Genomic DNA, 25,746 nt, shown 5'->3' with positions numbered 1-25,746 from the left:
CTATGGACGCCTCACAAGACATCAGTAACAAGCTGCTTAATGAACAGGAAAATACCATTAAGAGAGAGCTTCACGACCGGCTGATGCAACTGCTGGACGTATCCCGCCTGGAATCCATCTCCGAGACCGAGGCCCGCCAGCAGATCTCCAAGATCTGTAATGAGATTCTCTATGAGAACCCGCGCCCGATTAATCTCAGTTCTCGGGAAAAGATCATTAAACAGATCAATGATGAGGTCATGGGGCTGGGGCCATTGGAAACCCTGCTGGAAGACCCCACCATCTCGGACATCCTGATCAACAACTTCAACCACATCTTCGTTGAGCGTTTCGGTAAGCTGGAACAGGTGCCGATGCAGTTCAATGACAATCAGCACCTGCTTAATACCATCGACAAGATTGTCTCCGGCGTCGGCCGGCGGGTGGACGAATCCAGCCCCATGGTAGACGCTCGCCTCAAAGACGGCTCCCGGGTCAACGCCATCATTCCCCCGTTGGCCCTGGACGGCCCCAGCATGTCGATTCGCCGGTTCACGGTGGACAAACTCAAAGCCGAGCAATTGGTGCAGTTCGGCTCCATGACCCAACAGATGTCTGACGTACTCAATGGCACGGTACTGGGCAAGCTCAACATCCTGGTTTCCGGCGGCACCGGCAGCGGTAAAACCACCCTGCTCAACATTCTTTCAGGCTACATTCCCAGCGATGAACGCATCATCACCATCGAAGACTCGGCGGAACTGCAGCTCCAGCAGCCGCACATTGTCCGCCTGGAAACCCGCCCGGCCAACCTGGAGGGGCGAGGTGAAGTCTCCCAGCGAGAGTTGGTCAAAAACTCCCTGCGGATGCGCCCGGATCGCATCGTGGTTGGGGAAGTTCGTGGCGCCGAAGCGATGGACATGCTCACCGCCATGAACACCGGCCATGAGGGCTCATTGACCACTCTGCACGCCAACTCCGCCCGCGACGCCCTGAGCCGACTGGAGAACATGGTGTGCATGGCCGGGTTTGACGTGCCGGTGAAAAACATCCGTACCCAAATCGCTTCGGCCATCGATCTGGTGGTACAACTGGAGCGGCAGGAAGATGGCCGCCGCCGCATCGTCAGCATCACCGAGATCAACGGCATGGAAGGCGACGTTATCACCATGTCGGAGATTTTCTGCTTTCAACGCCAGGGACGCAATGAACAGGGACAGATTCAGGGGCATTACCGGGCCAGTGGCGTGATTCCCCACTTCCATGACGAGTTGAACAAAAAAGGCATCGTACTGCCATTTGAACTGTTCGGCGTCGATAACAACATGGACATCATGTAGAAGGGGCCGTTATGAGCATTCAAGTCATCTTCCTGGGCTGCGTCTTTGCGGCGGTGCTGCTGCTGTCTCAGGCCCTGTTTCTTCCGGTCTACCGACCCCAGCGCGGAGATACCCGGGTCATCAAGGATCGCCTCAAGCAGCTGGCCAAAGAGCGGGGTGACAGTGCCGATGATGTCTCGCTTCTGCGCCGGAACCGGTTGCAGAAAGCCTCCTCCCTGGGCCGCAGGATGGAACAGTTCCCCTTTATTCAGAACCTGTCCTTCAAGCTGGAGCAATCCGGCTCCCGCTATCTGGGGCATCAATACCTGATGATGGCCCTGTTCACCGCGCTGGTGTTTACCGTGATATGCTGGTTTTTATCCAAAGACTGGCTGTTCTGCATGCTGGCTTTCCTGCTGACCCTGACCCTGTTTCACTTCAAGCTGTCCCGGGACTTTGACAAACGGATGGAGACCATCGAAGAGCAGTTCCCCGAGGCGCTGGATATCCTGCGGCGAGGCCTGCAGGCGGGGTACGCCTTCTCCGATTCGGTCAAGCTGACCTATGAAGAGATGGAGGGGCCACTGGCGTTTGAGTTCAGGTTAATGTTCGCCGACATCAACTACGGCAAAGACACCAAGCGGGCCCTGCTGAGATTCATTGAACGGGTGCCGTCGGTCTCGGCCATGGCCTTCTCCTCGGCAGTACAGGTGCAGAAGGAAACCGGCGGTAATCTGGCCGAGAATATGCAAAACCTGTCCCGGGTGATTCGCCAGCGGTTCACCTTTAAACGCAAGGTAAAATCCATGTCTGCCGAGGGCCGAATGTCGGCTTGGGTACTGGTGCTGATGCCATTGGGCCTGTTTGCCTTCCTGTTCCTGACCTCTCCCAGCTATGCCCGCGAACTGACCGACAGTGAATCAGGCAACGACCTGCTTATGTACGGTGCCATCGGCATGATGATTGGCACCTACTGGATTGGGCGCCTGATCCGAATCGAGGTGTAACCATGGACTATCTCTTAAGCCTCATCAACGAACAGCTGCAAAACCAGACCTACTCCATCTACGTGGTCTACCTGATCGCCGCCGGTGCCGGCATCACCCTGGCCATCGGCATCGGCCTGCTGTTCAGCGGGTTGTATTCCCCCACTCGCCAACGTCTGGCCCACCTCAAAGCGACCGAAGGCAACAGCCCGCAACTGCAGGACGACTTCGATGACTCACTGGAACACGGCCTGAACCATAAAAAACACCAGAAGCTGATCGGCCGCTTTGCTTTTGGTAATGAAGACACCCGCAAACGACTCATTCACTCCGGGTTTCATTCTAATAATGCCCTTGCCGTCTACAACGGCTGCCGCATTCTGGTGTTTGCCGCCGCCATCGCCGGCTGCATGTTTATGCTACGGGCCTTTCCCAATGCCTCCGGCACCGTTCTGTTCTATGGAATAGCAGTGATGCTTGGGTTGGCCTTTGTGCTGCCCAGCTTTGTCCTCGACACCCTGGCCGACAAGCGGATGCGAAAAATGAAGGTGGGGTTTCCCGATGCCCTGGATCTGTTGGTGGTGTGTTGTGAAGCCGGGCTCGGTCTGCTGGCCGCCCTCAACCGGGTAGCCCAGGAGATTCGTCTCAGCCACTTCGAACTGGCGGAAGAGCTGCAACTGGTGTGCCAGAAAAACCGGGCGGGACTGCCGATGAATGTGGCATTGCAAGAGTTTGCCGATCGCACCGGATTGGAGGACATTCGAGGCCTCAACGGCTCCATTACCCAATCGATGCGACTGGGTACCGGCATCGCCGAAACCCTGCGGGTCTACTCGGAAGAGTATCGGGAAAAACGGATTCAGGCCGCCGAAGAGATGGCCGGAAAACTTGGGGTCAAGATGATGTTTCCGATGATCTTTTGCATCTGGCCATCATTCTTCATTGTCGCCATCGGACCGGCGATGCTGAAGTTGGCCGAAGTGTGGGATGTTGCATTTTAATTCGCGTACTCAACAAGGAAAAATCATGACCAATAAGCTTCTATCAGCCCTGTTGACCGTAATGTTGGCCCTGCAGCTCGGGGGGTGCGCCTCGACACCCGAGACTCCCGCGTTCCAGCCGCCCGACATCAACAGCCTGCTCAGCCAGGCCCAGGCAGCACAACAACGCCGCCAGTACGATGTGGCCCTCAAGCACTACCTGGAAGCGCTGGAACAGCAACCCGAAAATGCCGACATCCTGTTTCACATAGGTCAGGTGCAAACCCAGCTTGGTAACAGTGAGTACGCCCTGCACGCCTTTCAGGATGTACTGAAACAAGAACCCGACAACATCGAAGCCCTGACGGCACTGGCACTGCATAAGCTGAAAGCCGGAGAAAACCGGCAAGCCCGCACCTACCTGACCAAAGCCAAAAACCTCGATCAGCAACGGCTCCTCAGTGCCAGTCACCAGGTGTTGGTGGGCGACGGCAACGAGCAGCCACTGCAGCCTCTGGACAAAACCTCGCCACTGAGGTGCTACAACGCCCTGGGAATCCTGCACGACCTCAGCGGCGAATACCCCCAGGCCCGGGAGATGTACCAACTGGTGCTGGACCGGGCGCCGGGTGCTGCCAATGTCCTGACTAACCTGGGTTACTCCTACTACCTCGACGGCAACCTGAGGCAGGCGGAGATTCATCTGAGACAGGCGGTTCAGAAGCAACCCGATTTCAAACGTGCCTGGACCAACCTGGGGCTGGTGTACGCCCGCATGAAACACTACAAGCGGGCTCTGGTGTCTTTGAAACAGGTGATGCCGGAAGCCGACGCCCTTAACGATCTGGGCTATTTTGCCATGCTCGAGGGCCGCTACGCCGATGCCAAAGAGCTGTTCTGGCGTGCCATTGACGCCTCCCCCACCTACTTCGCCAAAGCCCAGGACAACCTGGAGAAACTGCAGGAGTTACAAGGTAAGAGCATCACCGCTCACTCCAGCTACCGGCCTCTGCCCCTGCTCATGGAGGCAAACTACAAAGCCGAAGTGAGCAACTCTGCAACCGTAGAGATTGTTGGAGAAAATTAATACCGGCCCCGCCGCCACTGGCGGGGCAGTGAGCAAAATTCATGATCCGAGAATTGAATCCGGGTTACGCCCTTTACTCTGGCAAAGGGAGCACTGATAATCAGACGGATTTCACTCACAAAACTAGGATCGCTCTATGTGGTATATGATCTACTCCGAAGACGTGGAAAACAGCCTGCCGATGCGCAAAACCTCCCGTCCTGCCCACCTGGCACGACTGCAGCAGCTGAAAGAGGAAGGCCGACTGTTTGCCGCCGGTCCGCTGCCCGCCATCGACAGTGACGATCCAGGCGAAGCGGGTTTTACCGGCTCTCTGGTCATCGCCGACTTCGACTCCCTGGCCGATGCCCAAAGCTGGGCCGATGCCGATCCGTACATCGAAGCTGGTGTGTACGCCAACTCCACCATCAAGCCATACAAACTGGTTCTTCCCTAACGCATTAAGGTGACGCTATGAAGTTTGTGTCATTCAACATCAATGGCATACGCGCTCGCCTGCATCAACTGCAAGCCCTGATCGACGTCCACCAACCGGACGTCATCGGCTTGCAGGAGATCAAAGTCGATGACCCACAGTTTCCGCTGGAAGCGGTACAGGCCATGGGTTATCACGTCGAGCACCATGGACAGAAAGGACACTATGGTGTGGCGCTGTTGACCAAACAGCCGCCCCAGAACGTTCAAAAAGGCTGGTTGACCGATGATGAAGACGCTCAAAAGCGAATGATCATGGTCACCGTTGACGATCACGATGGCAGCCCCATCCGCATCCTCAATGGCTACTTCCCTCAAGGGGAGAACCGCAGCCACGAGACCAAATTCCCGGCCAAACAGAAATTCTACGCCGACCTGATGAGCCACCTGGACTCCCACCATACGCCGGAAGACAAACTGGTGGTAATGGGTGACATCAACATCAGCCCCACGGACCTCGACATCGGCATTGGCGAGGCCAATGCGAAGCGTTGGCTAAAAACAGGCAAGTGCTCATTTCTTCCAGAAGAGCGAGAATGGCTAGATAAATTAGTTAGTTGGGGATTTACAGACAGTTTCAGATATTTAAATCCTGAAATTTGCGATCGATATAGTTGGTTTGATTATCGCTCCAAAGGCTTTAATGATAACAGAGGGTTGCGAATTGACGTCATTTTAACAACCAAATCGTTATCGGAAAGGTTATTGGAGTCGGACGTGGATTATGATTTAAGAGGCATAGAGAAACCTTCTGATCACGCCCCCATCTGGACGACAATTCGCAGCAAAACTTAACCAGAACTGAACCAATCCCCGCCATATCGACGAAGTCTATCACTAGATAAACTCTGCTTATCCTTTTGGTTTGAACCTTTCTTTTCTTATCGGGGCGGTTATCCGCCCCTTTACACAGTTAGTGGGTTGTAAACAAAACGTCCAAATGAAGTATTAATAATGCAGTTTTTTCAGTCGCAATGTACTCGAGATCAAATTTTCATTTTTTAAAACTGGCTATCGAACATATCTGCTGATATCAATACGCATGAAACACTCAATTGATCGCGATTTTAATTATAAGAATGCGCCGATCACCAAAGAGCCTTGACCAGAGGAACTAAAAAATAATGGCACAAGCTCAATTGTCCAAACTGATGGATGCCGTAGAGATTTTCAGAGACGTTTACTCTGAGATTCCCCCTCAGACTTGTCTGATGTTTATGCAGGTGTGTCAGGAGGAGGGGTGCTCCATCAAAGATCTGCAGGAACGCTTCGAGATGTCCCAGGCCAGCGCCAGCCGTAATGCCCGTCTGCTGTCAGACCGTGTGCATTCCGGTCGCCAAGGATTGGGGTTGGTCGAGTTGCGAATCGACGAACAAGACTATCGTATCAAACGCGCCTACCTGACCGAAAAAGGCCGGGAAATCCGCGACCGCCTCACCAATATTGTTTAGTGTAGAGCGCCCAGTGTGCTAGCACACCGGTGCCCGTCAGGGCACCAACCCGCCTAACATGCCACCCTTGCGGTGGTATGTTTTTATCTGACACCCCACCATTGATTAATCTGGATCAGCGGTGTCACCATCAGACCTGCTACAGTGTTAGAAGCAGCTACCGAATCAACACCGTTGCGTGAGGCTCGGCGCTGCTTGCAGCATCCATAACAATAAGGCGCAGGAACGCCTCTGTCGCACCAGCCAGGCGCCCTGCGATCCCTCAAACCCTTTAGGGTAAGGAGTAGCGGATGAAGATACGTACCATCGCCACCGTCACCGGCACTGACCAACCAGGCCTGCTCAAGCAATTGGCCGGCTTCACCCATGAGCTGGAGGGAAAGTGGCTCAGCAGCAAGGTCATCCACCTGGCCGGACAAACCGCCATTTTGCTGGAGATTGAACTGCCGGAGCAAAATCTGGACACGCTGCGACAGCAGTTCAGCGCTCACCCCGGAATCACCAGCCAGTTTACCCCCCCAGCCAGCATCAACGACGCCCGCTTCACCTTGGCATTGCAGGTCGATGCCGACGATCGGGCCGGGTTGATTCATGACATTACCGGCGCCATTCATGAGATGGACATCAATATCGTGAATTTTGACAGTCTCAGACTGACGGCCTCGGATCTGGGCCGTACCGTCTTTACCGCCACTCTGGAACTCAGTGCTCCGACTCAAATCGAATCCAAGGTACTGGTTGAGAAACTGGAGGCCCTGCCAGGCAATGTACGGGCCGAAGCGGCCTGACTCCATTGTCGCCTGAATTGCAGTCATAAAAAAACGCAGCCGAATGGCTGCGTTTTTTTCTGTGGGGCTAAGCAGGGTTACAGCAGAGCTGGAACACCTGGCAGCATGCCCACGGCCAGCATGGCCGCAACACAGATGATAAAGGCACCACCAGGGATAATCAGGCGGTCGGCAAACGACAGCTTGTTGGCGCGCTCTTTGTCACCGATCAGGCCGTTGTTGTCCAACAGCATGGTCAGGGCCCAGGCAAATACTGGGTTTACCACGATGGAGGCGAAGATACAGATACCCGCAGACTGAGAGTCTTTGGTGTCCTTCACCATCTGCATGCCCGCTTCCAGCAGCGGCAGGAACACACCTACCAGCAGCGCGATGGACATAACAGGACGCCATACGGTGATGTCCATTGGGTAGCCGATGACAGCAACCACGATACACAGAACACCCAGTACGATGGCACCGGCCGGGATAGGACGCTTGGCAATCGCCGCCGGAATCATGTAAGTACCCCAGGAGGAGGTGATGTTACCGCCACCGAAGGCAGTACCCACCATCTGACGCAGGGAGCAGCAGGTCATGGTGTCATCCACGTCCATCAGCACCTTGTCGGTCTTCTTAGGGTAGTTCAGCTCCTGGAAGATACGGTGACCCAGGAAGTCCGGAGACCACATGGCAACCGCCAGAATCGCAAACGGCAGAGACGCAATGAAGTGCTGCAGGTTAGGCAAGCCCAACTGCCAGCCGGTCTCGGTGGAGCCCCACCAGTACACAGGGTTCAGGTTAGGCAGGCCAGGAGCCGTCACGAACTCCAGATCCAGGCCAGCACCGAACGCAAACGCGATGGCTACGGCAGCGATGGAGCACAGGGGAATGGCCAACCAACGCTTACCCATCCGCGCCAGCACCGAGTAAACGATGATGTTGACGGCCAGGATCATCAGAGCCACGTGGCTCAGGCTGTAATCCAGGGCATGTTTTGCCTGCAGGCCTTCGGCCCAGGTAAACAGAGAACCGATCTGTCCCATGGAGCCCATGGCTCCCAGGTACACCAGCAGACCGCCGGCGACCCCCTCTCCGGTGAGGTTAACGAGTTTCGAGCCCCCCTTGAAGTAACTGAGCAGCAAACCGAAGACACCCAGCAGAATCGCCAGGGCCAGAGGGTGAGCGCCCGCCAGCGCGATGGCGCCGATCAGGGGAATCATCGGGCCGTGGTTACCGGCCAGGTTGGCACGAGGGTTAATGAAACCCGAGCCCAGAATACAAAACAGCAGAGCCGGAATCAGCATCTCGACGCGAACCACCTCAATGGCCCACTCGGCGCCCAGGTTCACGTGATCCCACCGCTCGGTCAAGCCTGCACCCCAGGCTGCCATTACGGCGGAGTACATTACGGTGATGCCAATGGTACCGGCGATGGCTGGTACCAGATCTTCCCACTCAAAACGGAAATCACGGCCAGGAAGGTTCAGACCCCAGCGACGTGGCTTCATAATTTGCAGCTCGTGGTCCAGATAGTCTGAACGGCTGTCAAATTCACTGCTAGGCTTGTGCAACTCGCTATAGCTCGAGTTTTCTACGTCCCGCATGCTTATCAACCTCGGTTAAAAATCACGATGGTGCTTGTGGCGGCGGCAACCAGCCGACACAACAACTTAACGCCTTACTGACCGCCACATCGGGCTAATTGGTAAGACCATTTTACTAAAAATAAATCGGCTGAATTAAACTTCACCCCCGAATCGATGTCAAACGACGAAACGTTAGCCCGATCACAAGATTCAGGATGGCCTCCAGGTCACTTTCCGGTGAAAGTTGATAAGTGCTGGTTATAAAAGATAAAAATGGGTTATTCCCACTCAAAAACAGCAGTTATCAAATGTTTGATCTTGAACAAGATTAGCGTAGATAGTCGCACTCTGCCGATTGCTGTTCACCGTCATTACCACCTTGCCTGAATTCACCTTGGTTTTCGGAATCGCCTTTGCCCTCACCTGCCATCTCGACCTGTAAAAAAAACGACCCCAAGGGTCGCTTTTTCACTCAACGAGGCGGTTAACGGCGCCGGGACAGCCACCACTGCGCCAGCACAAACCCCAGCAGCGACACCGCCAGGGCCGGCACGATGGCGTGCATGTTTGCCAATTTTATCTTCATAAAGGTCATCGGCAGATAACAGCCCAGTCCGGCCAGCACAGAGGTCAATGCCGCCTCACTGCGAGCTACCGGCCAGAACAGTCCCAGTACCAGCGGCCACAGGAACACCACCTGCAGCGCACCAAAGGCGGCCATATTGAGCCAGATGATCATCTGCGGCGGATCCAGTGCCAACAAGGTACAGCTCGCAGCCACCAACAAGGTCACCCCCCGGGTCAGCCACTTTTGCTGAGGCTCGGTGAACTCACGTCCCTGCATCGCCAGGTCATTCACCAGAGTCGAGGTGGCCTGCAGCAACATCGAGTCCACCGACGACATCACCGCCGCAATGGGCGCGGCCAACAACAGGCCGGCCACCCAGGGCGAGAACAGCTGCACCATCAGGGTGGGAATCACCTCATCCGGGCTGTTCAGGTTCGACACCAGCGGCCGCCCCAGGGCACCAATAAGATGGGGAAGCAACGTCACCAGCGCCGTTACCGCGGTACCCAGAACCATCGCCCGGGCAATGGCTTTGCCGTCCCGGGCCGCCATCACCCGCAATACCGTGTGAGGCAGACCGATGGTGCCAAAGCACACCAACACCCAGAACGACAACAAAAATGGCCAGGACATAAAGCCGTCCGGGCCGTGGGGTTGCAACAATCCCGGGTCAATCTCCGCCATCTGCGAGGTCAGGTGTGCCACACCGCCGCCATAGCTGAGCACGCCCATCAGCAGGGCAAACATCCCCGCCAGCATGATCAGCCCCTGAATGGCGTCGGTATAGCTGACGGCACGAAAGCCGCCCCATAAGGTGTAGATCACCACCGTGGCCACAAACAGCAACAGTGCCGTGGTGTACTCAATCTCCGCCACCACGCTCAGCAACCGGGCGCCGCTGGTAAACTGCACCACGATCATCCCAAGAAACCCCGCCACCAGGCTGATCCCCGCCAGCCACAGCAACGGCTTGGACTGGTAGCGATCGCGGAAAATGTCGAGAATGGTCACCGCCTGGCTGGATTTCGCCAGCGTCCACAGTCGCGGCCCCAACACTCCCAGGGTCAGCATCGCCACCGGTACCTGAATCACCGCCAGCAGCACCCAGCCGAGGCCGAAGGTGTAGGCCGCCCCCGGGCCGCCAATAAACGAACTGGCACTGGTATAGGTGGCCACCAGCGACAACGCCAGAATGCCGCCGCCCATAAACTGGCCGCCAAGAAAATGCTGACGGGAAAAGCCGGACTCATTGGCTGAGCGGGCCGCCGCCACGCGGGAAACCAGCAGCGTCAGCAGCAGGTATAAAAGTATGGAGATCAGTATCGGATTCACGGTATCAACGTCGCAGTAACAGCAGGTAAGCAGCCAGGACCAGCCCGCCGGGAGCCAGTACACAGGAAAACCAGAACCACAGTGGCAACCCGGCCACCAGCTCCGGCATGGTGGCATCGCCACCGAACAACAGCGGGCCCAGCGCCCACAGCAGGAAATAGGTCAGAGTCAACGCCACCGCCTTGATGGTCAACCTGGCCGGAAGGGAGTCACCGCTCACTGTGCGTTCCTTTTCTCATTAAACATCAGTGCCTTTCCTTTATACCCCGAATAGAGACTTGTGGCCTTGGTCATGGAACAAAAAACTGCCGCCAACAGGCCGATTTTACAGGGGGTCCGGCTGCGGCGATGGTAAACGATGACAGATAATTCGACAATCAAGAACAATGAAAAAGTGATCCACTATAAAAGCGATTATTTTACAAACGAACCCTGACCCTCATCACACTTTTTCAGCAAATAATATCGATCCAACGCATGACTCCATTCCAATTCATGATGGCCCTCACAAAGCTGGCCATGATTAAGCCGAAAAGTTGTTACTAGGGGCAATGCTCTGGAACAATGGTAAAACCAATTTGGTTGAATCGTTTTCAAACTAACCCAAACTGGGTAGCTTGGATTTCGCCACCGGAGTGTGACGGACAGAGCAATCTGGCGATGGTATAGGGGCGTCACAGGTCCCCTCTACCTATACTCAGGGATGAGCATAACGTGGTACCACCGAGCATACTGTGAGTGAGTTAATGGTGGGTGCATCAGCCGGACAGTTTTGCAGTTTTAATGCAACCGGTACTGCTTTCTGAATAACCAGTCAGCGGTATTGAAAAATCGCTTCGTCATAAAGGGGACACCCTAACGTGCCGTCAATGACGAAACGTATCATCTTTACATATGTTAAAGGTTAAACACTATGACAGAGAAAACGACTCAGTTTGCAAAGGCTTGGGAAGGCTTTGCAGCAGGTGACTGGAAAACCGAAGTTAACGTTCGTGACTTCATCCAGAAAAACTACACTCCTTATGAAGGCGACGAGTCCTTTCTAGCCGGTGCCACCAACGCTACCGACGAGCTGTGGGCCAAGGTAATGGAAGGCATCCGCATTGAGAACACCACTCACGCGCCGGTTGACTTCGACACCTCCAAAATCTCCACCATCACCGCTCACGACGCTGGCTACATCAGCAAAGATCTGGAAACCATCGTTGGTCTGCAGACCGAAGCGCCTCTGAAGCGTGCCATTATCCCTAATGGCGGTATCCGTATGGTTGAAGGTTCCTGCAAAGCGTACGATCGCGTGCTGGACCCAATGACCAAGGAGATCTACACCGACTACCGTAAAACCCACAACGCTGGCGTTTTCGATGTCTACACTCCTGATATCCTGCGCTGCCGTAAGTCCGGCGTACTGACCGGTCTGCCAGATGCCTACGGCCGTGGCCGTATCATCGGTGACTACCGTCGTATCGCTCTGTACGGCATCGACTTCCTGATGCAGGACAAGCTGAACCAGTTCCACAGCACCCAGAACGATCTGGAAAATGGCGTGAAGCTGGAAGACACCATCCGTCTGCGTGAAGAGATCGCCGAGCAGCACCGTGCCCTGGGCCAGATGAAAGTCATGGCTGACAAGTACGGCTTCGACATCTCCCGTCCAGCGGAAACCGCTCAGGAAGCCATCCAGTGGACCTACTTCGGTTACCTGGCTGCCATCAAGTCTCAGAACGGCGCTGCCATGTCTCTGGGTCGCGTATCCACCTTCCTGGACGTGTACATTGAGCGTGACCTGAAAGCTGGCCTGCTGACTGAAGAGCAAGCCCAGGAGATGGTTGACCACTTCGTAATGAAGCTGCGTATGGTTCGCTTCCTGCGTACCCCTGAGTACGATCAGCTGTTCTCTGGCGACCCAATCTGGGCCACCGAGTCCATGGCGGGTATGGGCGTTGACGGCCGTTCTCTGGTTACCAAGAACTGCTTCCGCTTCCTGAACACCCAGTACACCATGGGTCCTTCTCCAGAGCCAAACATCACTGTACTGTGGTCTGAAGGCCTGCCAGAAGGCTTCAAGAAGTACTGTGCCAAAGTATCCATCGATACTTCCTCCATCCAGTACGAAAACGATGACCTGATGCGTCCTGACTTCCAGTCTGACGATTACGCCATCGCTTGCTGTGTATCCCCACAGATTCTGGGTAAGCACATGCAGTTCTTCGGCGCCCGTGCCAACCTGGCCAAGACCCTGCTGTACGCAATCAACGGCGGTGTGGATGAGAAGTCCAAGGATCAGATCGGTCCTAAGATGGACGCCATCACTGATGAGGTTCTGGACTACGATACCGTTTACGCCAAGCTGGACACCTTCATGGACTGGCTGGCTAAGCAGTACGTTACCGCACTGAACACCATCCACTACATGCACGACAAGTACAGCTACGAAGCCTCTCTGCTGGCTCTGATGGACAAAGACGTAGAGCGCACCATGGCTTGTGGTATCGCTGGTCTGTCTATCACTGCTGACTCCCTGGCTGCCATTAAGTACGCCAAGGTGAAAGCGGTTCGTGACGAAGACGGTATTGCTACCGACTTCGAAATCGAAGGCGACTATCCGAAGTTCGGTAACAACGACCCACGTGTGGATGACATTGCTTGTGAGCTGGTTGAAAGCTTCATGAACAAGATCCGTGCGCTGAAGACTTACCGTGACTCCACCCCGACTCAGTCCATTCTGACCATCACCTCTAACGTGGTATATGGTAAGAAGACCGGTAACACCCCTGACGGTCGTCGCGCTGGCCAGCCATTCGCTCCAGGCGCCAACCCAATGCACGGTCGTGATGAGTCCGGTGCGGTAGCGTCCCTGACCTCCGTTGGTAAACTGCCCTACGCCCACGCTAAAGACGGTATCTCTTACACCTTCTCTATCGTACCTGGCGCCCTGGGTAAAGACGACGACGGTCGCCGCGCTAACCTGGCTGCCCTGATGGACGGTTACTTCAAGAACACCCAGACTCGTGAAGGTGGTCAACACCTGAACGTGAACGTGATGAACCGCGAGATGCTGCTGGATGCTGTAGAGAATCCAGAGAAGTACCCTCAGCTGACCATCCGTGTATCCGGTTACGCCGTGCGCTTCAACGCTCTGACCAAAGAGCAGCAGCAAGACGTAATCACTCGTACCTTCACCGAAACCATGTAAGTTTGGTGAAATCGAGTTAACATTAAGGCTCTGTCTCTGACAGAGCCTTTTTTACATTACAGGCCCGAGGTTTTCTCTTTGCCAGCCCTTGATATAAGGAACTGATAAAGAAGAACTTCTTAACCGGGCAAACGGAGAGACAATGAGCGTCGAAGGCCGAATTCATTCTTGGGAATCCTGTGGCACCGTCGATGGGCCCGGAATCCGCTTTATTGTGTTCATGCAAGGATGCCTGATGCGCTGCCAGTACTGCCACAACCGGGACACCTGGGATCTCGATGGCGGTAAAATCGTGACCGTTGATGAGGTCATGGACCAAGTGGACTCCTACCGCTACTTCTTTGAAGCCAGCGGCGGTGGCGTAACCGCCAGTGGCGGCGAAGCCATCCTGCAACCGGAGTTCGTCGCCGAACTGTTCCGGCGCTGTAAAGAGCACAACATAGACACCTGTCTGGACACCAATGGCATGGTGCGCAACTACACCCCCGCCATCGATACCCTGCTGGACAACACCGATCTGGTCATGCTGGACCTCAAGCAGATCAACGACGATATTCACCGCAACCTGGTGGGCGTTTCTAACAAGCGGCCGCTGCAGTTTGCCGACTACCTGACCAAGCGCAACCAGCGCACCTGGATCCGCTATGTGGTGGTGCCCGGGTACACCGACGACGACGCCTCCGCCGAACAACTGGCCGAGCGTATCGCCCCCATGGGCAACGTCGAACTGGTGGAACTGCTGCCCTACCACGAACTGGGCAAGCACAAATGGACCGCACTGGGCGAAGAGTACCAGTTGGATGGCGTCAAGCCACCGAGCGGTGACACCATGAAACGCATCCAGGCGATCTTCGAAGCCAAAGGGCTGAAGACCAAATACTGATGCCGGCGATCATCGCCACCATGAAAAAAGGGAGCCAAACGGCTCCCTTCTCTTTTTCCACCCTTAAAGGCTGAAACTACTGCTTAGCGGTCTGCTTGGCCGCCCACACCTTGGCACTTACCATCAGCAGCCCACAACAGCCGATGGACAAAATCAGCCACTGGAAGCTGTTGATGCTGGCCACCGAGGCCACCTGCCCCTTGAGTGCCCCACTCAGCAGCACCGAAGTCACGTCCTCGCTGGTCCCCAGCCCCCGAGACAGACTGTGAGCGTAGCGCTGGAAGCTGTCACTGGCCGGATTGAAATAGCTGCCCAGCACCGAAGTCGCGTTGGCCGCCTCCAGGGTCTTCAGCCGGGAGAACTCGGCGATGGAGAGCATCGACCCCAGGGTGCGGAACAGATAGAACCAGGCCACCCCCTGCAGCAGATAAACCTTGGGCAGGCTGCGCAATATGTGGATCACCACGGTGACGTTGAGAATGCCCACCGCCAGCCCCTTCAGCAGCATGGCAGGCCACAGGTCACTCAGGCCACTGTCGCCGCTGCTCGAGGTCAGCAGCACACAGGCGATCACCATCATCAGCACCCCCAGGGGCACCACCTTGTCCGGCTGACCGCCGGGGAAGTAGGTCACCCTGACCGCCACCAGCGCCCCCAGCAGCATGCCGCCGAAGCTCACCAGCTCCAGCTGGCCCAACTGGGCATGGCTGTAGCCCAAAGTGCCGGTGACAAAGCCCGAGGTGAGCATGGTCGCCCCCATCACCGCAAAACCAGCCACCGCCGCATTGACCATCCCCACCCGGGCCGAGGGCAAAGCCAACACCTGGGGCTCCAGCAAGCTGCCCCTGCCCCAGCCTCGCCGTATCGCCAGGACAGCCAGTCCCCCAAGGGCCAGGGTCAGCCCCGCCAGGGCAGTAACACGAAGATCGTCAAACCAGTTGTACCTTTCGCCCTTGAGCAGCAGCAGGGTCACCGCAGTCAGGGCACCGGCTAGCAGCCCCGCTTGAACCCAGTTGAAGCAGTGGCGCTCAGCCTGCTCTGGCCAGGGCCAGGGGCCAAACCGCACCCAGTAGAGCAGCGCCAGATAGGGGATAAGCTGCAGGGCGAAGGCCCAGTGCCACAGGCCCGCCTCCGCCAGTTGTCCCATCAGTAAGGGGTAGAGTCCCAGGGGAATGAGCACCACCACCAGAGACATCACCGCCTGCACCACAGAGATGGCGCTGAAACTCAGGTTGCCCAGCACCACCCGATGAGCCAGCAACAGCATAGCGCTGGCACAGACCCCATGGAGAAACCAGGCAGGCCAGTGCCACTGAGTTGGCGCCAGCAGGGTCGCCAGAGTGGCCACCGTACCCACCAGGGCCGCAGCACGCAGCAACGTACGACTGCCCCATTGGCGGGCCAGCCAGGCGCTCAGAGGCAGAGACAGGATCTGCCCCAGCATATAGAGCACATTCAGCCAGCTGGCTTCGTCCGCCGACAGCCCCAAGGCCGCGGCAATCTCGCCGCTGCCGGCGGAGTAGATGCCGGAGCTCAGCCCCTGAGGCAACAGCAGCAGTACCGTTAGCAGCAGGGTAGGCAGTGAGCGCACAGCCATCAGCCCTGCCCCCGGGTGTCCACCTCAACCACCGCCGACAAGCCAGGTACCACACGGCCTTTCAGCTCCTGGGGCAACTCCAGGACGATCTTCACAGGTACCCGCTGTACCACCTTGACGAAGTTGCCGGTGGCATTATCCGGCGGCAGCAGGCTGAACTGGGCGCCGGTGGCCGGAGAGACGCTCTCAACCCGGCCGTTCAGCAGCTGGCCGGGGAAGCTGTCCAGCCGCACGGCCACAGGCTGGCCCGGCATCATCTGGGTCAACTGCCCCTCCTTGAAGTTGGCGTTCACCCACACCTCGTCGGTGGGCACGATGGACAGCAGCGGCGTGCCAGCGGCCACCAACCGCCCCTGACGCACGGCGCGGTTGCCCACCACCCCCGCCACCGGCGCCCGAATGTCGGTGTCCTCCAGATTCAGCTCGGCCAGTGCCAGCTGCGACTCAGCCTGCACGCGCCGAGCCTGCAGCAGATCCAGTTGAGTGCGCGCCGATGCCAGCGCCTGACGGGCCCCCTCCAGTTTCAGCCTGGACGAAGTCAGTGCCAGATCCGCCCGCTCCATCCGGGTTTTCTGGGCATCATGGTTCGATTTAGAGGCCAGGTTGTCCTGCAGCAGATTCGACAGGCGCTGCCACTCCACCCGTTGATAACGGGCATCGGTGGCGGCGGAGTCGATGCCGGTCTCGGCCTCCCTGACGGCGATGGCCTGCATCTCAATCTGCTGCCTGGCACTGACAATGCCCGCCTCGACCTCCGCCAGCGCCCCGGCGGCCTTGTCTTTAAGCGCCAGATAATTGCGCTTATCCAATTGCGCCAGCAGAGTGCCGGCCTCCACCCACTGGTTGTCAGTCACCAGCACCCGGGTCACCACGCCGGCCACCTCGGCACTGATCGGCGTGATCTCCCCCTGCACATAGGCATTGTCGGTTTCAACCCACCCTTGCCGCGGCGCCAGATAGAGGTACAATCCGCTGATGACCAGCACCAGAGTCAGCGCCACCAGGACTTTCTTTTTTCCACTGTTCATAGACACAACCATTGAAGAACCAACCACCATCAGCACCTGAAATCCGGAGACCCCGCCGCCGCAGTGCCTCGTCAAAGCCCACTGCGTACAGGCATGGTTCAACCGCCATTAAGATACTGTACTGTACAGTATCTTATTTGAGTAGTAAGATGGATTTCAAGCCCTGCCAGGCAAAAACTGTACTGAGGAGTACCATATGCGCCCTTCCAGCCTGAAAAAGAAGCAGAATTATCTGGATGTCGCCACCGAGCTGTTTCTGGAGCAGGGGTTCGACGCCACCGGACTGGACCAGCTGATCGAGCGCTGTGGCGGCTCCAAGCTGACCCTGTACAACTATTTCGGTGACAAACGGGGCCTGCTGAAAGAGGTGGTGACCCGACTGACCGGCGAGCTGCAGACGATGCTGGCCCTGGACTCGGATCGCAACCACAGCACCGAGCAGCAACTGCAGCACTTCTGCCGCAGCTACACCGCCTTTGTCTATCACCCAAAAACCATGGGCCTGTTTCGGCTTATGATCGCTCAGAGTAAACAAGACTCAGAGCTGATTGAGTACTTTTTGGATCGGGGTCCACGGCGGGCGCTCGCCATCCTGGAGCAGTTGCTGGTGCAACTGGTGGCCGATGGCCAACTGCAATTGACTGATCCACACAACAGCGCCGAACAACTGCTGGGAGCACTGCGGGGGTCCCGTTACTTCGAGGCCCTGCTGACACCTCAACCATCGGACTCCGCTCAGTTGCAGCGTTACGCCGACAGGGTCGTGGACACCTTCCTGAGAAGCTGCCACTGAGGCAACCGCCGCCACAATGAGGTACTCTTTTAGAGACAGAGAGAGAAAAGGACACCTCAATGCCCTCAGCCGCCGAAGGCCTGGCCTGGGTACTGTGGATCTGGCTGGCGCTGCACTGCCTGATCCGTGGCAACCTGTGGCAGGCGATTAAAGAACACAACTACGTCTTGCACCTGACCCTGGGCTTTATCATTGGCCTCAGCGGCTTGTGGCAACTGCGAGCGGGGATCTACGACGGCCTGGAGCTGCACTTTGTGGCTCTCACCGTCACCACCCTGGTGTTCGGCTGGCGCAATGCCATCGTGGTGGGCAGCCTGGCGCTGCTGGCCTCTGTCGGCCTGGGCAGCGAACCCTGGCAGGGGGCCGGTGCCATCGGCCTGCTGGGGGTGGCCGCGCCCATCGGCCTCAGTTTTGCCATCTTGACCCTGAGCCACAACACCCTGCCCCGCAACCTGTGGATCTACATCTTCGTCGACGGCTTTTTTAACGGCATTGTCTGCTTCGTGGCCCGCACCCTGCTGCTGGCCAGCTGGTTCAGCTTTGAGTACGACTGGACCATTATTCGGGACAACTACCTGATTCTGATGCCGCTGTTCTTCTTCCCCGAGGCTATGCTCAACGGCTTCACTACCACCCTGCTGGTGGTCCACAAACCGCACTGGCTGGCGACCTGGCGCGAGGAGCAGTACCTCAAGTAGCGCCCTGGATGGTCAGTTGGGCCCATGCCAGATCTGACAGCCATAAAAAAAGCACAACCTAAAAGCCGTGCTTTTTTCCCAGCCGAAATGGAGGCGTTCAGATCACCCAGTGGGTGTCGGCATTGACGTACTCGGCCACCTGCAGGGTCTCGCCGCTCATGGTGCCCAGCAGCGCCGCTTCGTACACCGCCGCCGTTAACGACGCCGATACGGAGGTGCTGGTGCCCATGCCCATCATCGCCATGGTTTCGGTGACAAACGAGGGAGACACCACGTTAACCCGCACCTCGGTCAACTCCACCGCCACCGCTTTGACAAAGCTCTCCAGCGCGCCGTTGGCCATGGCCACTGCGGCGCAGCCCGGCACAGGCTCCCGGGCAGCAAAGCCCGACGTCAGGGTGATGGAGCCACCACGACGCACCGCCTGGCGGCCGATACGCAGCAGGTTCACTTGCCCCATCAGCTTGCTGTTCAGGGTCTGGTGGTAATCGGCTTCGGTCAGGTGCTCGAACGGACCAAAACTGGTGACCCCGGCGGCACAGATGATGGCATCGACCTCACCGACGGCGTCGATCATTATGCGAATGCTGTCGCTGTCGGCCAGGTCAAAGCGCAGATTGCCGTGGCTGTAGCCGGCGGTAATAACCTGATGCTCGACAGCCAGGCGCTTCTCAATCGCCCCGCCAATGGTGCCCGATGCGCCGGCAAGTAGTATTTTCATGGGTGGTGTCGCTCCCTCACTGTGTAAGCTGCTGTTTTACCAGCTCCATTCCCCTGAACCACAGCGGCGATAGCCTGAGCCGGGATATTCAGTATAGTGCGACAGTCTACTAAGAGTATTGATTTTTATGCAAAAAAAGAGCCACAACTCAATGAAAGAGTGTGACTCGGGCAGTGAACTCGACACTTGAAGAGTGTAATCCGTATTCAATTACACAAAGGCATGATGAAAAAGCAAAAATCCAACAACTTACAAGAAGTTTGGTGCATCCAAAGTCTCACCAGACATCTCGCCGGATACCGCTGCCTCGTACGCCTTGGCCGTGTCTGCGGCCGAGATGCCTGAGCTGGTATCCATGCCCATCATAGCCATGGTTTCCTTAACGAAAGCTGGCGCCACCGCATTAACCCGCACTCCGTTCAGTTCCAGTGCAGCTGCCTTTACAAAGCTCTCCAGGGCACCGTTCACCATCGACACCGACGCGCTGCCCGGCATCGGCTGACGGGACAAAATGCCGGAGGTCAGGGTGATGGAGCCGCCGTCGTTGAGGTAGCCGCTGCCCAGACGCACCAGGTTCACCTGGCCCATCAGTTTGTTGTTCAGTGCCAACTGGTAGTCGTCGTCACTCTGATGGGCCAACGGGCCGAAGGCCGCCAGGCCGGCGGTGGAGATCACCGCATCCACCTTACCCACCTGCTCGAACAGGGCCTTGATGGACTCCGGGCTGCCCAGATCCACCTGCACATCGCCGTCACGAAAACCGGCAGCGATGATCTGGTGCTGACCGCTCAGGCGCTCTGCGACCGCCTTGCCAATGGTTCCGGTTGCGCCAATCAATAGTACTTTCATGGGTGTCTCCAAATTCGTTGTTTGCTTAAGTTGGAGAAAGTGTAGGCCGGCGCTTAGAATAGAAAAATAACCCCAAATCGAAATCACTTTTCTCATGGAAAGAAAAATAGATCTGCTCAAGGCGATGCGCACTTTCGTGGTGGTGGTGGACAAGCTCAGTTTCAGCGCCGCCGCCCGTGAGCTCAATATTGTGGTGTCGGCAGTCAGTCGCCAGGTGTCGGATCTGGAAAAGCATTTCGATTGCATTTTGCTGTACCGCACCACCCGCGCCATGAAGCTGACCCCGGAGGGCCAGCACTACCTGGATGAGTTCAAAGCGGTGCTGGAGCGGCTGGACAACCTGGAGCTGTCGGCGACCCAGCGTCAGCACAAGGTGGCCGGGCGGCTGCGGATCACCTCGGCATTCAACATTGACCAATTGGGGATTCAGCATGTGGTGGCCGACTTTCTGCGCCAGTACCCGGACGTGCAGCTGTCGTGGGTGTTGGTGAACCGCTACGTCAATCTGATTGAGGAGGGCTTCGATCTGGCCCTGCGGGTAGGCCAGCTCAGCGACTCCGGCTTTATCGCCCGCCACTACCTCAGCATCAAGATTCTGATGGTCGCCAGCCCCGATTACCTGGCAGAGCACGGTAGCCCCGACCACCCCAAGGCGCTGAGCAAACACCGCTGGCTGGTGGACTCCTCCAATCGGCAACCCGGACGGGTGCACTACCAGGAAAATGGCAAGCAGCATCAGCTCAGCGTCAACGGCCACGTGGACGTAAACCAGGGTACCCTGCTGGCCGACTTTGCGGCCGCCGGGCTGGGCATTGCCCAGTTGCCGGAGTTCATGCTCCGCCGCCATCTGCAGCAGGGAAAATTGGTGCCCATACTGGAAGAGTATCAGTTGCCCGCGCTGGACGTGTCACTGGTGTACCCCGCCAGCAAACTCACCGATCCGACCCTGCGCGCCTTCATCGATCACCTGCTGGCCCACAAACATCTCAGCACTGAGTAAAAATTCTGCAATCAAATCAAAAGGGTTTTCAACCACCGCCAAACCCCGCTAGAATGCTTAGCGGTTTCCTCCCTATAGCTCAACAGGATAGAGCAGTCGCCTCCTAAGCGATCGATCGGGGTTCGAGTCCCTGTGGGGAGGCCATATCGCCTCTTTTCTCCAAAGAATTCAATATCCTATTTTTGGACAACAATTCTGTCCCGCCCCTGTCCCGCCATTAAAATAACTCGCGACAGCCCTGTTACAGGGATTCTTACTTCGTTCAATGAACAAGGAATCGAGCGCGAATGACACCCCAAATTCAGATGACGGTTGCCCTAGACCGCAACGGCCAAATCACCTCCATCAATGATGTCCAAAGCGGCCTGGCCTGTGGCTGTATTTGCCCCAGCTGTGGAGAACCACTAATCGCCCGCAGGGGAGACAAGAACGCGCACCATTTCGCTCACCAGGGTATCGAGTCACATTGCGACGCTTGGGGGCCAGAAACCGAGCTGCATTTAAGAGCCAAAGCCTATCTGCTGTCTCAACAGTTCATCACCTTGCCCTCGTGTAACTTTGATAAAAAGCCATTCAAGCTGCCCATCAGTAAAGCCATTCAAGAAAAACAACTGTCCCCGACTGGACGTATCCCTGACCTGCTACTCGAAATCGACCATGAACTGCTGGCAATCGAGATCGCCGTCACCCACAGTACGACAAAGCAAAAGCGCGCTACCTACCGAAAGCACAGCATCACCGCCATTGAGTTCACCCTCTCTGACTTCAAAAATTATGACACTCCCTTTGATGATGCATTTTTCGCCAAGGCCTTAGACATCAATCGTGCCTCATGGCTTACCGTAGATCTGTTCTCCTCCCTCGGGCTTGAGATATTTAAAAATGAGACAAAATCCAGACGCAGGCAGATCGAAATTCTGGATCAGGGGCTTAGTGAATCAGAGAAGCAGGTGAGTAAGCGCTTGCGATCAATAAACACTGAAATCAAAAAAGCGAGCAGCGAACTCCACAACCTTCGAATGATTTTTGAGCACGAGTTAAATGGGGCTGCTGGTGCAGCAATGAAAGAGTACGAAGCCCGCAAAGCCGAACAAGAGGCCCGAATAGACAAAGCGCTGTCACTCAAAACCAAGGAGCTCAATCGCCTTACCAGAGACATCGAAATCGCACGACAGTGGGAAAGCGAGCTATCGGCCGTGAATGAAAAGCTCAGAGAGGAAAATAGGAAACTCAAAAAGGAGAAAAAAGCACTTCTCGCCGATTAAGCCTATGCCATCTACAGTTAACCGAGATTAACCGTCATGGATGACCGTTATGGGTACTGAAACCTCAATCAAAGAACTGCTCGACGACTACACTCAGGCAGTTGAGCAGCATCATACAAAAGTCCATTCTAGATTAGACTCTATGCGAGCCACTGAAACTGAGCTGTGCCGAAGAATGGACAATGATCCCACCTGGTGCCACCTCTCCCTCTACTTGGCCTCGAAGAACAAGATAAAACACCTGATGGCCTTGCCTTGCGGTGTAGACAACTTCGACGGTTGGATGGAACAGCAAGCCGAGTCCTTTGTTAACCTATTAATATCTTCTCTCCCAAAGAACAGAGACACCGTCTATCGCTTGTATCTTGAAGCCCTCGATTCCGGTGATTACTCCGCACTTGAGTCGGCCTTTCGAGAACACAACCTCGAAGACTCGCCATTGGCCATTTTGACAGCCATCAACAAGAAACTATCGAACAATGGCATACACCGACTCAACTGGGTCATTGGAGCCCACCTGATCGGAATGACGAATGCCGCCAAAAGCCACTACAAACAATTCTTTCTCGATGACCTGTTCCCCAAAGCTGAGTTTCGAAATCACCTCACCGAAGCAATCAAAAAGCAAGCGATAAGAAGCGACTCAGCATCGAAGGGAGAAAAGGGAAGAACTAAGCGCTATGAGAAAACCAATGAAGTTAAAGCCCACATTCTAGAGATCTATAGTCGCTGCTCCTTCAAATCCCTACACCATGCATCCGTTGAGCTGACAGAAGAAGCCCAAACCTTTGCGCTGAGTATTGGGGATACGAGCTTTCGAAACTCCAGTAATGTTCAACGGCGGCTGTACCGCTGGCTCAGAGAACACAACCAGAAAGTTGCACGCTAGCCGCTAGTGAGTAATCACTGACGGCCAGTATTAGATCATTGGCAGCCAGTGGCATGCAAAAATCTTCTAATCCCGTTCATGGTTGAGATTCATTGAAGTGAATCTACAAGGACGTAAACCATGGACAATCTACTCACACCTATTGAAGTCTCCGATCTGCTTGGCGTTACCATTGGCACCCTCTCAGTCTGGCGCTGCAAAGGCTCCTATCCTCTGCCCTATGTGAAGGTAGGTCGGCGGGTGATGTACAAAGCAACAGACGTGCGTAGCTTCATCGACAAGCGCAGATTCTTCCACTCAGATTTAGCCGTGGGAGAAGTGTGATGAAGCAATTATCTAGCCTCCAGTTTGCTCTATTAACCTATCTGTACGTTGGCAACCAGGTGTTTATTTGCAGAGACCCTAGAACTAAGGGCCACATATCCTCCGGTCTGGATCTCTTCCCCCACAAAGTCTCCAAGCGCTCTTTTGCAAAGCTAAAATCCTTGGGACTCACCTCCGAACTGTCGGTGCGATTTCACGACGTTGAATGGGGCCAAGTCGTGCTAACCGATCAGGGAAGCCAATTGGTTCGGGAGGTGTTCTATGCCTTGTGTTAATCCCCACGACCGCCAGTTTGTATCCCGCATGCTGGCACCACTGCCTGTAAATTGCCACCGGCCTTTGATGAGGCATTATCAAGGCTGCGAAACCCGAAGAGAGGCAAACCTGTCTCTCCTTCGCACCAGCAATAAAATTCAAACGCTAGTAGGCCAATATTTCGATTCCAACGTGCTGAGCTGGACCGAGCACGATATTGAACCAAGGGCAAAGAGTAGTGCCCAGCACGCCAAGCGGATTATCGCTCGAAACCCTGACAGCTCTCCGGCGCAGATCTATCAACTACTGATCAAACTAACCGATGGATTTAACCTGATTCCACCCAAGCCAAACAAGATAGACCCGCCTGACAGCGTGGCTGACGACTGTAAGGAGGAGGGCTCGCTGAAAGCGGGTCAGTTGGACTATGGCCCCGCAATACGCCGATTATGCTGTAAACACTGGTGGCTGAGATCTCTGCGCCGGGCAGTCATCCAAACTCAGGAGATGGTACAGCAGCACTTAGGGATGGTCTCCAAGGTAAAGGGGCTGTATGTCAGTGACCCCACCCTCGCCTTTCGGCAACAGCAGATTTCTCGCAACTGGTCGATGCTGCACAACTGCTTCCTCAAGAACGATGAAGGTCAGGTATTCTCGCTGGCTTCACTGTCCTCACTGAATGTCTCCAACCCGAGAATACGCAAAGCTGAGTTGATGGTCAGAGCCAGAGGCTTTGAAGACTGCGCCCTAGATGCGGGCCACGAAGGCGTGTTCCTGACTCTGACCTGCCCCTCCAAATACCACTGCTGTTTGTCTCGCTCTGGTGACCACAACCCCCGCTGGGCCGGTTACAATCCCAAGCAGGGGCAGGAGTACCTAACCAAACTGTTCAGCCGCATCCGCTCGGCCCTGCACAAACGAGAGATACGGCCTTATGGATTTCGTGTGTGCGAGCCCCACCACGACGGCACCCCGCATTGGCATCTGCTGCTGTTTGCTCCCGCAGAGCAGAAAGAGGAGTTGCTGACCATCTTCCGTGACTACGCCTTTGCCGAGGATGGGGACGAACCCGGAGCCAAAGAGCACAGATTCAAAGTGGTAAACATCGACCACAGCAAGGGCAGCGCCACCGGCTATATTGCCAAGTACGTGTCTAAGAACATCGACGGTAGCGATCTGGATGATGGCTGCCATGGCCGCCGACCTCAGGAAACCGCCGCTAGAGTTGATGCCTGGGCCACTTGTTGGGGTATCCGGCAGTTTCAGCAAATCGGTGGTGCTTCCGTCACCGTCTGGCGTGAGGCCAGGCGTTTGACTGAAGCCCAGCGCCTATCCCTCCCCAAACAGTCGCAACCTATCGCCGACAGTGCCGATGCCTCGAACTGGCAGGGATTCACCGAAGCGATGGGAGGCGCAATTCTTCCCAGACGCCAGCGCCCCGCCAAGCCCTATTACGAAGAACTGCTAGACGAGGAAACGGGAGAACTAGCGCAAAGCCTCTACGAGGGAGAAGTACTGGTACGACTCAAAGGGCTAATCGTATCGGGAATGAAGATAATTACCCGAATCAGACAGTGGACGGTAGTGAATAGCAGTCAATGGCAGGGAGACGGGAGCGGGCGAAGCCCGCTCCACTTGGAGTACTGTAAATAACTGTACCGTAATGATTCTCCAAATAACCTAAGGTAAAGCCTTTCTAACATGTCACAAATAAAT

At 55.9% G+C, this 25,746-nt stretch carries 24 protein-coding genes and 1 tRNA gene; 18 read left to right on the top strand and 7 right to left on the bottom strand.

Annotated elements, in window-relative coordinates:
- Nucleotides 1-2: 2 nt before the first annotated feature.
- From BLT77_RS16145 to BLT77_RS16110, 8 genes are all read left to right on the top strand, one after another.
- Nucleotides 3-1,319, top strand: coding sequence for a TadA family conjugal transfer-associated ATPase (locus BLT77_RS16145; protein WP_090367315.1), 1,317 nt, complete (start codon nucleotides 3-5; stop codon nucleotides 1,317-1,319).
- An 11-nt stretch (nucleotides 1,320-1,330) separates the two neighbouring features.
- On the top strand, nucleotides 1,331-2,305 hold the full coding sequence (locus BLT77_RS16140) for a type II secretion system F family protein (protein ID WP_090367313.1): 975 nt from the start codon (nucleotides 1,331-1,333) through the stop codon (nucleotides 2,303-2,305).
- Between the two features lie 2 nt (nucleotides 2,306-2,307).
- On the top strand, nucleotides 2,308-3,285 hold the full coding sequence (locus tag BLT77_RS16135; RefSeq protein WP_090367311.1) for a type II secretion system F family protein: 978 nt from the start codon (nucleotides 2,308-2,310) through the stop codon (nucleotides 3,283-3,285).
- A 25-nt stretch (nucleotides 3,286-3,310) separates the two neighbouring features.
- Nucleotides 3,311-4,351 (top strand): tetratricopeptide repeat protein, encoded by a 1,041-nt coding sequence (locus tag BLT77_RS16130; RefSeq protein WP_176819351.1) that lies wholly within the window; start codon nucleotides 3,311-3,313, stop codon nucleotides 4,349-4,351.
- Between the two features lie 136 nt (nucleotides 4,352-4,487).
- Nucleotides 4,488-4,787: a YciI family protein gene (locus BLT77_RS16125; RefSeq protein WP_028112988.1), complete on the top strand. Its 300-nt coding sequence runs from the start codon at nucleotides 4,488-4,490 to the stop codon at nucleotides 4,785-4,787.
- A 17-nt stretch (nucleotides 4,788-4,804) separates the two neighbouring features.
- Nucleotides 4,805-5,620 carry an exodeoxyribonuclease III gene (gene xthA, locus BLT77_RS16120; RefSeq protein ID WP_090367307.1) on the top strand — a complete coding sequence of 272 codons (816 nt, stop codon included), beginning with the start codon at nucleotides 4,805-4,807 and terminating at the stop codon, nucleotides 5,618-5,620.
- Between the two features lie 329 nt (nucleotides 5,621-5,949).
- Nucleotides 5,950-6,276, top strand: a complete 327-nt coding sequence (locus BLT77_RS16115) for a helix-turn-helix domain-containing protein (protein ID WP_090367305.1) — start codon at nucleotides 5,950-5,952, stop codon at nucleotides 6,274-6,276.
- Nucleotides 6,277-6,566: 290 nt separating this feature from the next.
- Nucleotides 6,567-7,064: a glycine cleavage system transcriptional repressor gene (locus tag BLT77_RS16110; RefSeq protein ID WP_090367303.1), complete on the top strand. Its 498-nt coding sequence runs from the start codon at nucleotides 6,567-6,569 to the stop codon at nucleotides 7,062-7,064.
- Between the two features lie 77 nt (nucleotides 7,065-7,141).
- On the opposite strand, the gene BLT77_RS16105 is transcribed toward BLT77_RS16110, so the two are convergent.
- The 3 genes from BLT77_RS16105 to BLT77_RS16095 form a co-directional block, all read right to left on the bottom strand.
- A complete protein-coding gene (locus BLT77_RS16105; protein WP_090367301.1) occupies nucleotides 7,142-8,650 on the bottom strand; it encodes a DUF3360 family protein in 1,509 nt (502 codons plus the stop codon).
- A gap of 466 nt (nucleotides 8,651-9,116) precedes the next feature.
- Complete coding sequence (panF, locus tag BLT77_RS16100; RefSeq protein ID WP_176819348.1) at nucleotides 9,117-10,532, bottom strand: sodium/pantothenate symporter; 1,416 nt, start codon at nucleotides 10,530-10,532, stop codon at nucleotides 9,117-9,119.
- Between the two features lie 4 nt (nucleotides 10,533-10,536).
- Nucleotides 10,537-10,752 (bottom strand): DUF997 family protein, encoded by a 216-nt coding sequence (locus BLT77_RS16095; protein WP_245709975.1) that lies wholly within the window; start codon nucleotides 10,750-10,752, stop codon nucleotides 10,537-10,539.
- A gap of 693 nt (nucleotides 10,753-11,445) precedes the next feature.
- On the opposite strand from BLT77_RS16095, the gene pflB reads away from it, so the two are divergent.
- Nucleotides 11,446-13,728: a formate C-acetyltransferase gene (gene pflB / locus BLT77_RS16090; RefSeq protein ID WP_090367297.1), complete on the top strand. Its 2,283-nt coding sequence runs from the start codon at nucleotides 11,446-11,448 to the stop codon at nucleotides 13,726-13,728.
- Nucleotides 13,729-13,870: 142 nt separating this feature from the next.
- Nucleotides 13,871-14,611 carry a pyruvate formate lyase 1-activating protein gene (gene pflA, locus BLT77_RS16085; RefSeq protein ID WP_090367295.1) on the top strand — a complete coding sequence of 247 codons (741 nt, stop codon included), beginning with the start codon at nucleotides 13,871-13,873 and terminating at the stop codon, nucleotides 14,609-14,611.
- Nucleotides 14,612-14,687: 76 nt separating this feature from the next.
- Here pflA and BLT77_RS16080 read toward each other — a convergent pair whose 3' ends face one another.
- Both BLT77_RS16080 and BLT77_RS16075 read right to left on the bottom strand, forming a co-directional pair.
- The gene (locus BLT77_RS16080; RefSeq protein WP_090367292.1) at nucleotides 14,688-16,208 is read right to left on the bottom strand and encodes an MFS transporter; all 1,521 of its coding nucleotides are present in this window, start codon (nucleotides 16,206-16,208) and stop codon (nucleotides 14,688-14,690) included.
- A complete protein-coding gene (locus BLT77_RS16075; RefSeq protein ID WP_090367291.1) occupies nucleotides 16,208-17,236 on the bottom strand; it encodes an HlyD family secretion protein in 1,029 nt (342 codons plus the stop codon). The genes BLT77_RS16080 and BLT77_RS16075 overlap by 1 nt, the downstream gene beginning before the upstream one ends.
- A gap of 196 nt (nucleotides 17,237-17,432) precedes the next feature.
- On the opposite strand from BLT77_RS16075, the gene BLT77_RS16070 reads away from it, so the two are divergent.
- Nucleotides 17,433-18,029 (top strand): TetR/AcrR family transcriptional regulator, encoded by a 597-nt coding sequence (locus tag BLT77_RS16070; RefSeq protein WP_090367289.1) that lies wholly within the window; start codon nucleotides 17,433-17,435, stop codon nucleotides 18,027-18,029.
- A 59-nt stretch (nucleotides 18,030-18,088) separates the two neighbouring features.
- Nucleotides 18,089-18,727, top strand: a complete 639-nt coding sequence (locus BLT77_RS16065) for a hypothetical protein (protein ID WP_090367287.1) — start codon at nucleotides 18,089-18,091, stop codon at nucleotides 18,725-18,727.
- Nucleotides 18,728-18,824: 97 nt separating this feature from the next.
- Here BLT77_RS16065 and BLT77_RS16060 read toward each other — a convergent pair whose 3' ends face one another.
- A complete protein-coding gene (locus BLT77_RS16060) occupies nucleotides 18,825-19,448 on the bottom strand; it encodes a short chain dehydrogenase (protein ID WP_090367285.1) in 624 nt (207 codons plus the stop codon).
- Nucleotides 19,449-19,697: 249 nt separating this feature from the next.
- Nucleotides 19,698-20,297 (bottom strand): short chain dehydrogenase, encoded by a 600-nt coding sequence (locus BLT77_RS16055; RefSeq protein WP_090367284.1) that lies wholly within the window; start codon nucleotides 20,295-20,297, stop codon nucleotides 19,698-19,700.
- A gap of 94 nt (nucleotides 20,298-20,391) precedes the next feature.
- Between BLT77_RS16055 and BLT77_RS16050 the strand changes: the two genes are divergently transcribed.
- The 6 genes from BLT77_RS16050 (at nucleotide 20,392) to BLT77_RS16020 (ending at nucleotide 25,683) form a co-directional block, all read left to right on the top strand.
- Nucleotides 20,392-21,297, top strand: coding sequence for a LysR family transcriptional regulator (locus BLT77_RS16050; RefSeq protein WP_090367282.1), 906 nt, complete (start codon nucleotides 20,392-20,394; stop codon nucleotides 21,295-21,297).
- Nucleotides 21,298-21,365: 68 nt separating this feature from the next.
- Nucleotides 21,366-21,441 (top strand) — tRNA-Arg (locus tag BLT77_RS16045).
- Nucleotides 21,442-21,584: 143 nt separating this feature from the next.
- Nucleotides 21,585-22,562, top strand: a complete 978-nt coding sequence (locus BLT77_RS16040) for a competence protein CoiA family protein (protein WP_090367280.1) — start codon at nucleotides 21,585-21,587, stop codon at nucleotides 22,560-22,562.
- Between the two features lie 49 nt (nucleotides 22,563-22,611).
- Entirely contained in the window at nucleotides 22,612-23,451 is an 840-nt protein-coding gene (locus tag BLT77_RS16035) for a hypothetical protein (RefSeq protein ID WP_090367278.1), read from the top strand.
- A 120-nt stretch (nucleotides 23,452-23,571) separates the two neighbouring features.
- A complete protein-coding gene (locus tag BLT77_RS16030) occupies nucleotides 23,572-23,775 on the top strand; it encodes a helix-turn-helix domain-containing protein (RefSeq protein ID WP_090367276.1) in 204 nt (67 codons plus the stop codon).
- Between the two features lie 447 nt (nucleotides 23,776-24,222).
- Nucleotides 24,223-25,683 carry a replication endonuclease gene (locus BLT77_RS16020; RefSeq protein ID WP_176819350.1) on the top strand — a complete coding sequence of 487 codons (1,461 nt, stop codon included), beginning with the start codon at nucleotides 24,223-24,225 and terminating at the stop codon, nucleotides 25,681-25,683.
- Nucleotides 25,684-25,746 lie beyond the last annotated feature (63 nt).

Source organism: Ferrimonas sediminum (genome assembly GCF_900100175.1).
Classification (GTDB): Bacteria; Pseudomonadota; Gammaproteobacteria; order Enterobacterales; family Shewanellaceae; genus Ferrimonas; species Ferrimonas sediminum.
This window is presented reverse-complemented; position numbering and strand designations above follow the sequence as displayed.

What these genes read in the sequence shown, in the direction of transcription:
- BLT77_RS16145 (WP_090367315.1), top strand. Translation starts at nt 3, where the DNA reads ATGGACGCCTCACAAGACATCAGTAACAAGCTGCTTAATGAACAGGAA.
- BLT77_RS16140 (WP_090367313.1), top strand. Translation starts at nt 1,331, where the DNA reads ATGAGCATTCAAGTCATCTTCCTGGGCTGCGTCTTTGCGGCGGTGCTG.
- BLT77_RS16135 (WP_090367311.1), top strand. Translation starts at nt 2,308, where the DNA reads ATGGACTATCTCTTAAGCCTCATCAACGAACAGCTGCAAAACCAGACC.
- BLT77_RS16130 (WP_176819351.1), top strand. Translation starts at nt 3,311, where the DNA reads ATGACCAATAAGCTTCTATCAGCCCTGTTGACCGTAATGTTGGCCCTG.
- BLT77_RS16125 (WP_028112988.1), top strand. Translation starts at nt 4,488, where the DNA reads ATGTGGTATATGATCTACTCCGAAGACGTGGAAAACAGCCTGCCGATG.
- xthA (WP_090367307.1), top strand. Translation starts at nt 4,805, where the DNA reads ATGAAGTTTGTGTCATTCAACATCAATGGCATACGCGCTCGCCTGCAT.
- BLT77_RS16115 (WP_090367305.1), top strand. Translation starts at nt 5,950, where the DNA reads ATGGCACAAGCTCAATTGTCCAAACTGATGGATGCCGTAGAGATTTTC.
- BLT77_RS16110 (WP_090367303.1), top strand. Translation starts at nt 6,567, where the DNA reads ATGAAGATACGTACCATCGCCACCGTCACCGGCACTGACCAACCAGGC.
- BLT77_RS16105 (WP_090367301.1), bottom strand. Translation starts at nt 8,650, where the DNA reads ATGCGGGACGTAGAAAACTCGAGCTATAGCGAGTTGCACAAGCCTAGC.
- pflB (WP_090367297.1), top strand. Translation starts at nt 11,446, where the DNA reads ATGACAGAGAAAACGACTCAGTTTGCAAAGGCTTGGGAAGGCTTTGCA.
- pflA (WP_090367295.1), top strand. Translation starts at nt 13,871, where the DNA reads ATGAGCGTCGAAGGCCGAATTCATTCTTGGGAATCCTGTGGCACCGTC.
- BLT77_RS16080 (WP_090367292.1), bottom strand. Translation starts at nt 16,208, where the DNA reads ATGGCTGTGCGCTCACTGCCTACCCTGCTGCTAACGGTACTGCTGCTG.
- BLT77_RS16075 (WP_090367291.1), bottom strand. Translation starts at nt 17,236, where the DNA reads ATGAACAGTGGAAAAAAGAAAGTCCTGGTGGCGCTGACTCTGGTGCTG.
- BLT77_RS16070 (WP_090367289.1), top strand. Translation starts at nt 17,433, where the DNA reads ATGCGCCCTTCCAGCCTGAAAAAGAAGCAGAATTATCTGGATGTCGCC.
- BLT77_RS16065 (WP_090367287.1), top strand. Translation starts at nt 18,089, where the DNA reads ATGCCCTCAGCCGCCGAAGGCCTGGCCTGGGTACTGTGGATCTGGCTG.
- BLT77_RS16060 (WP_090367285.1), bottom strand. Translation starts at nt 19,448, where the DNA reads ATGAAAATACTACTTGCCGGCGCATCGGGCACCATTGGCGGGGCGATT.
- BLT77_RS16055 (WP_090367284.1), bottom strand. Translation starts at nt 20,297, where the DNA reads ATGAAAGTACTATTGATTGGCGCAACCGGAACCATTGGCAAGGCGGTC.
- BLT77_RS16050 (WP_090367282.1), top strand. Translation starts at nt 20,392, where the DNA reads ATGGAAAGAAAAATAGATCTGCTCAAGGCGATGCGCACTTTCGTGGTG.
- BLT77_RS16040 (WP_090367280.1), top strand. Translation starts at nt 21,585, where the DNA reads ATGACACCCCAAATTCAGATGACGGTTGCCCTAGACCGCAACGGCCAA.
- BLT77_RS16035 (WP_090367278.1), top strand. Translation starts at nt 22,612, where the DNA reads ATGGGTACTGAAACCTCAATCAAAGAACTGCTCGACGACTACACTCAG.
- BLT77_RS16030 (WP_090367276.1), top strand. Translation starts at nt 23,572, where the DNA reads ATGGACAATCTACTCACACCTATTGAAGTCTCCGATCTGCTTGGCGTT.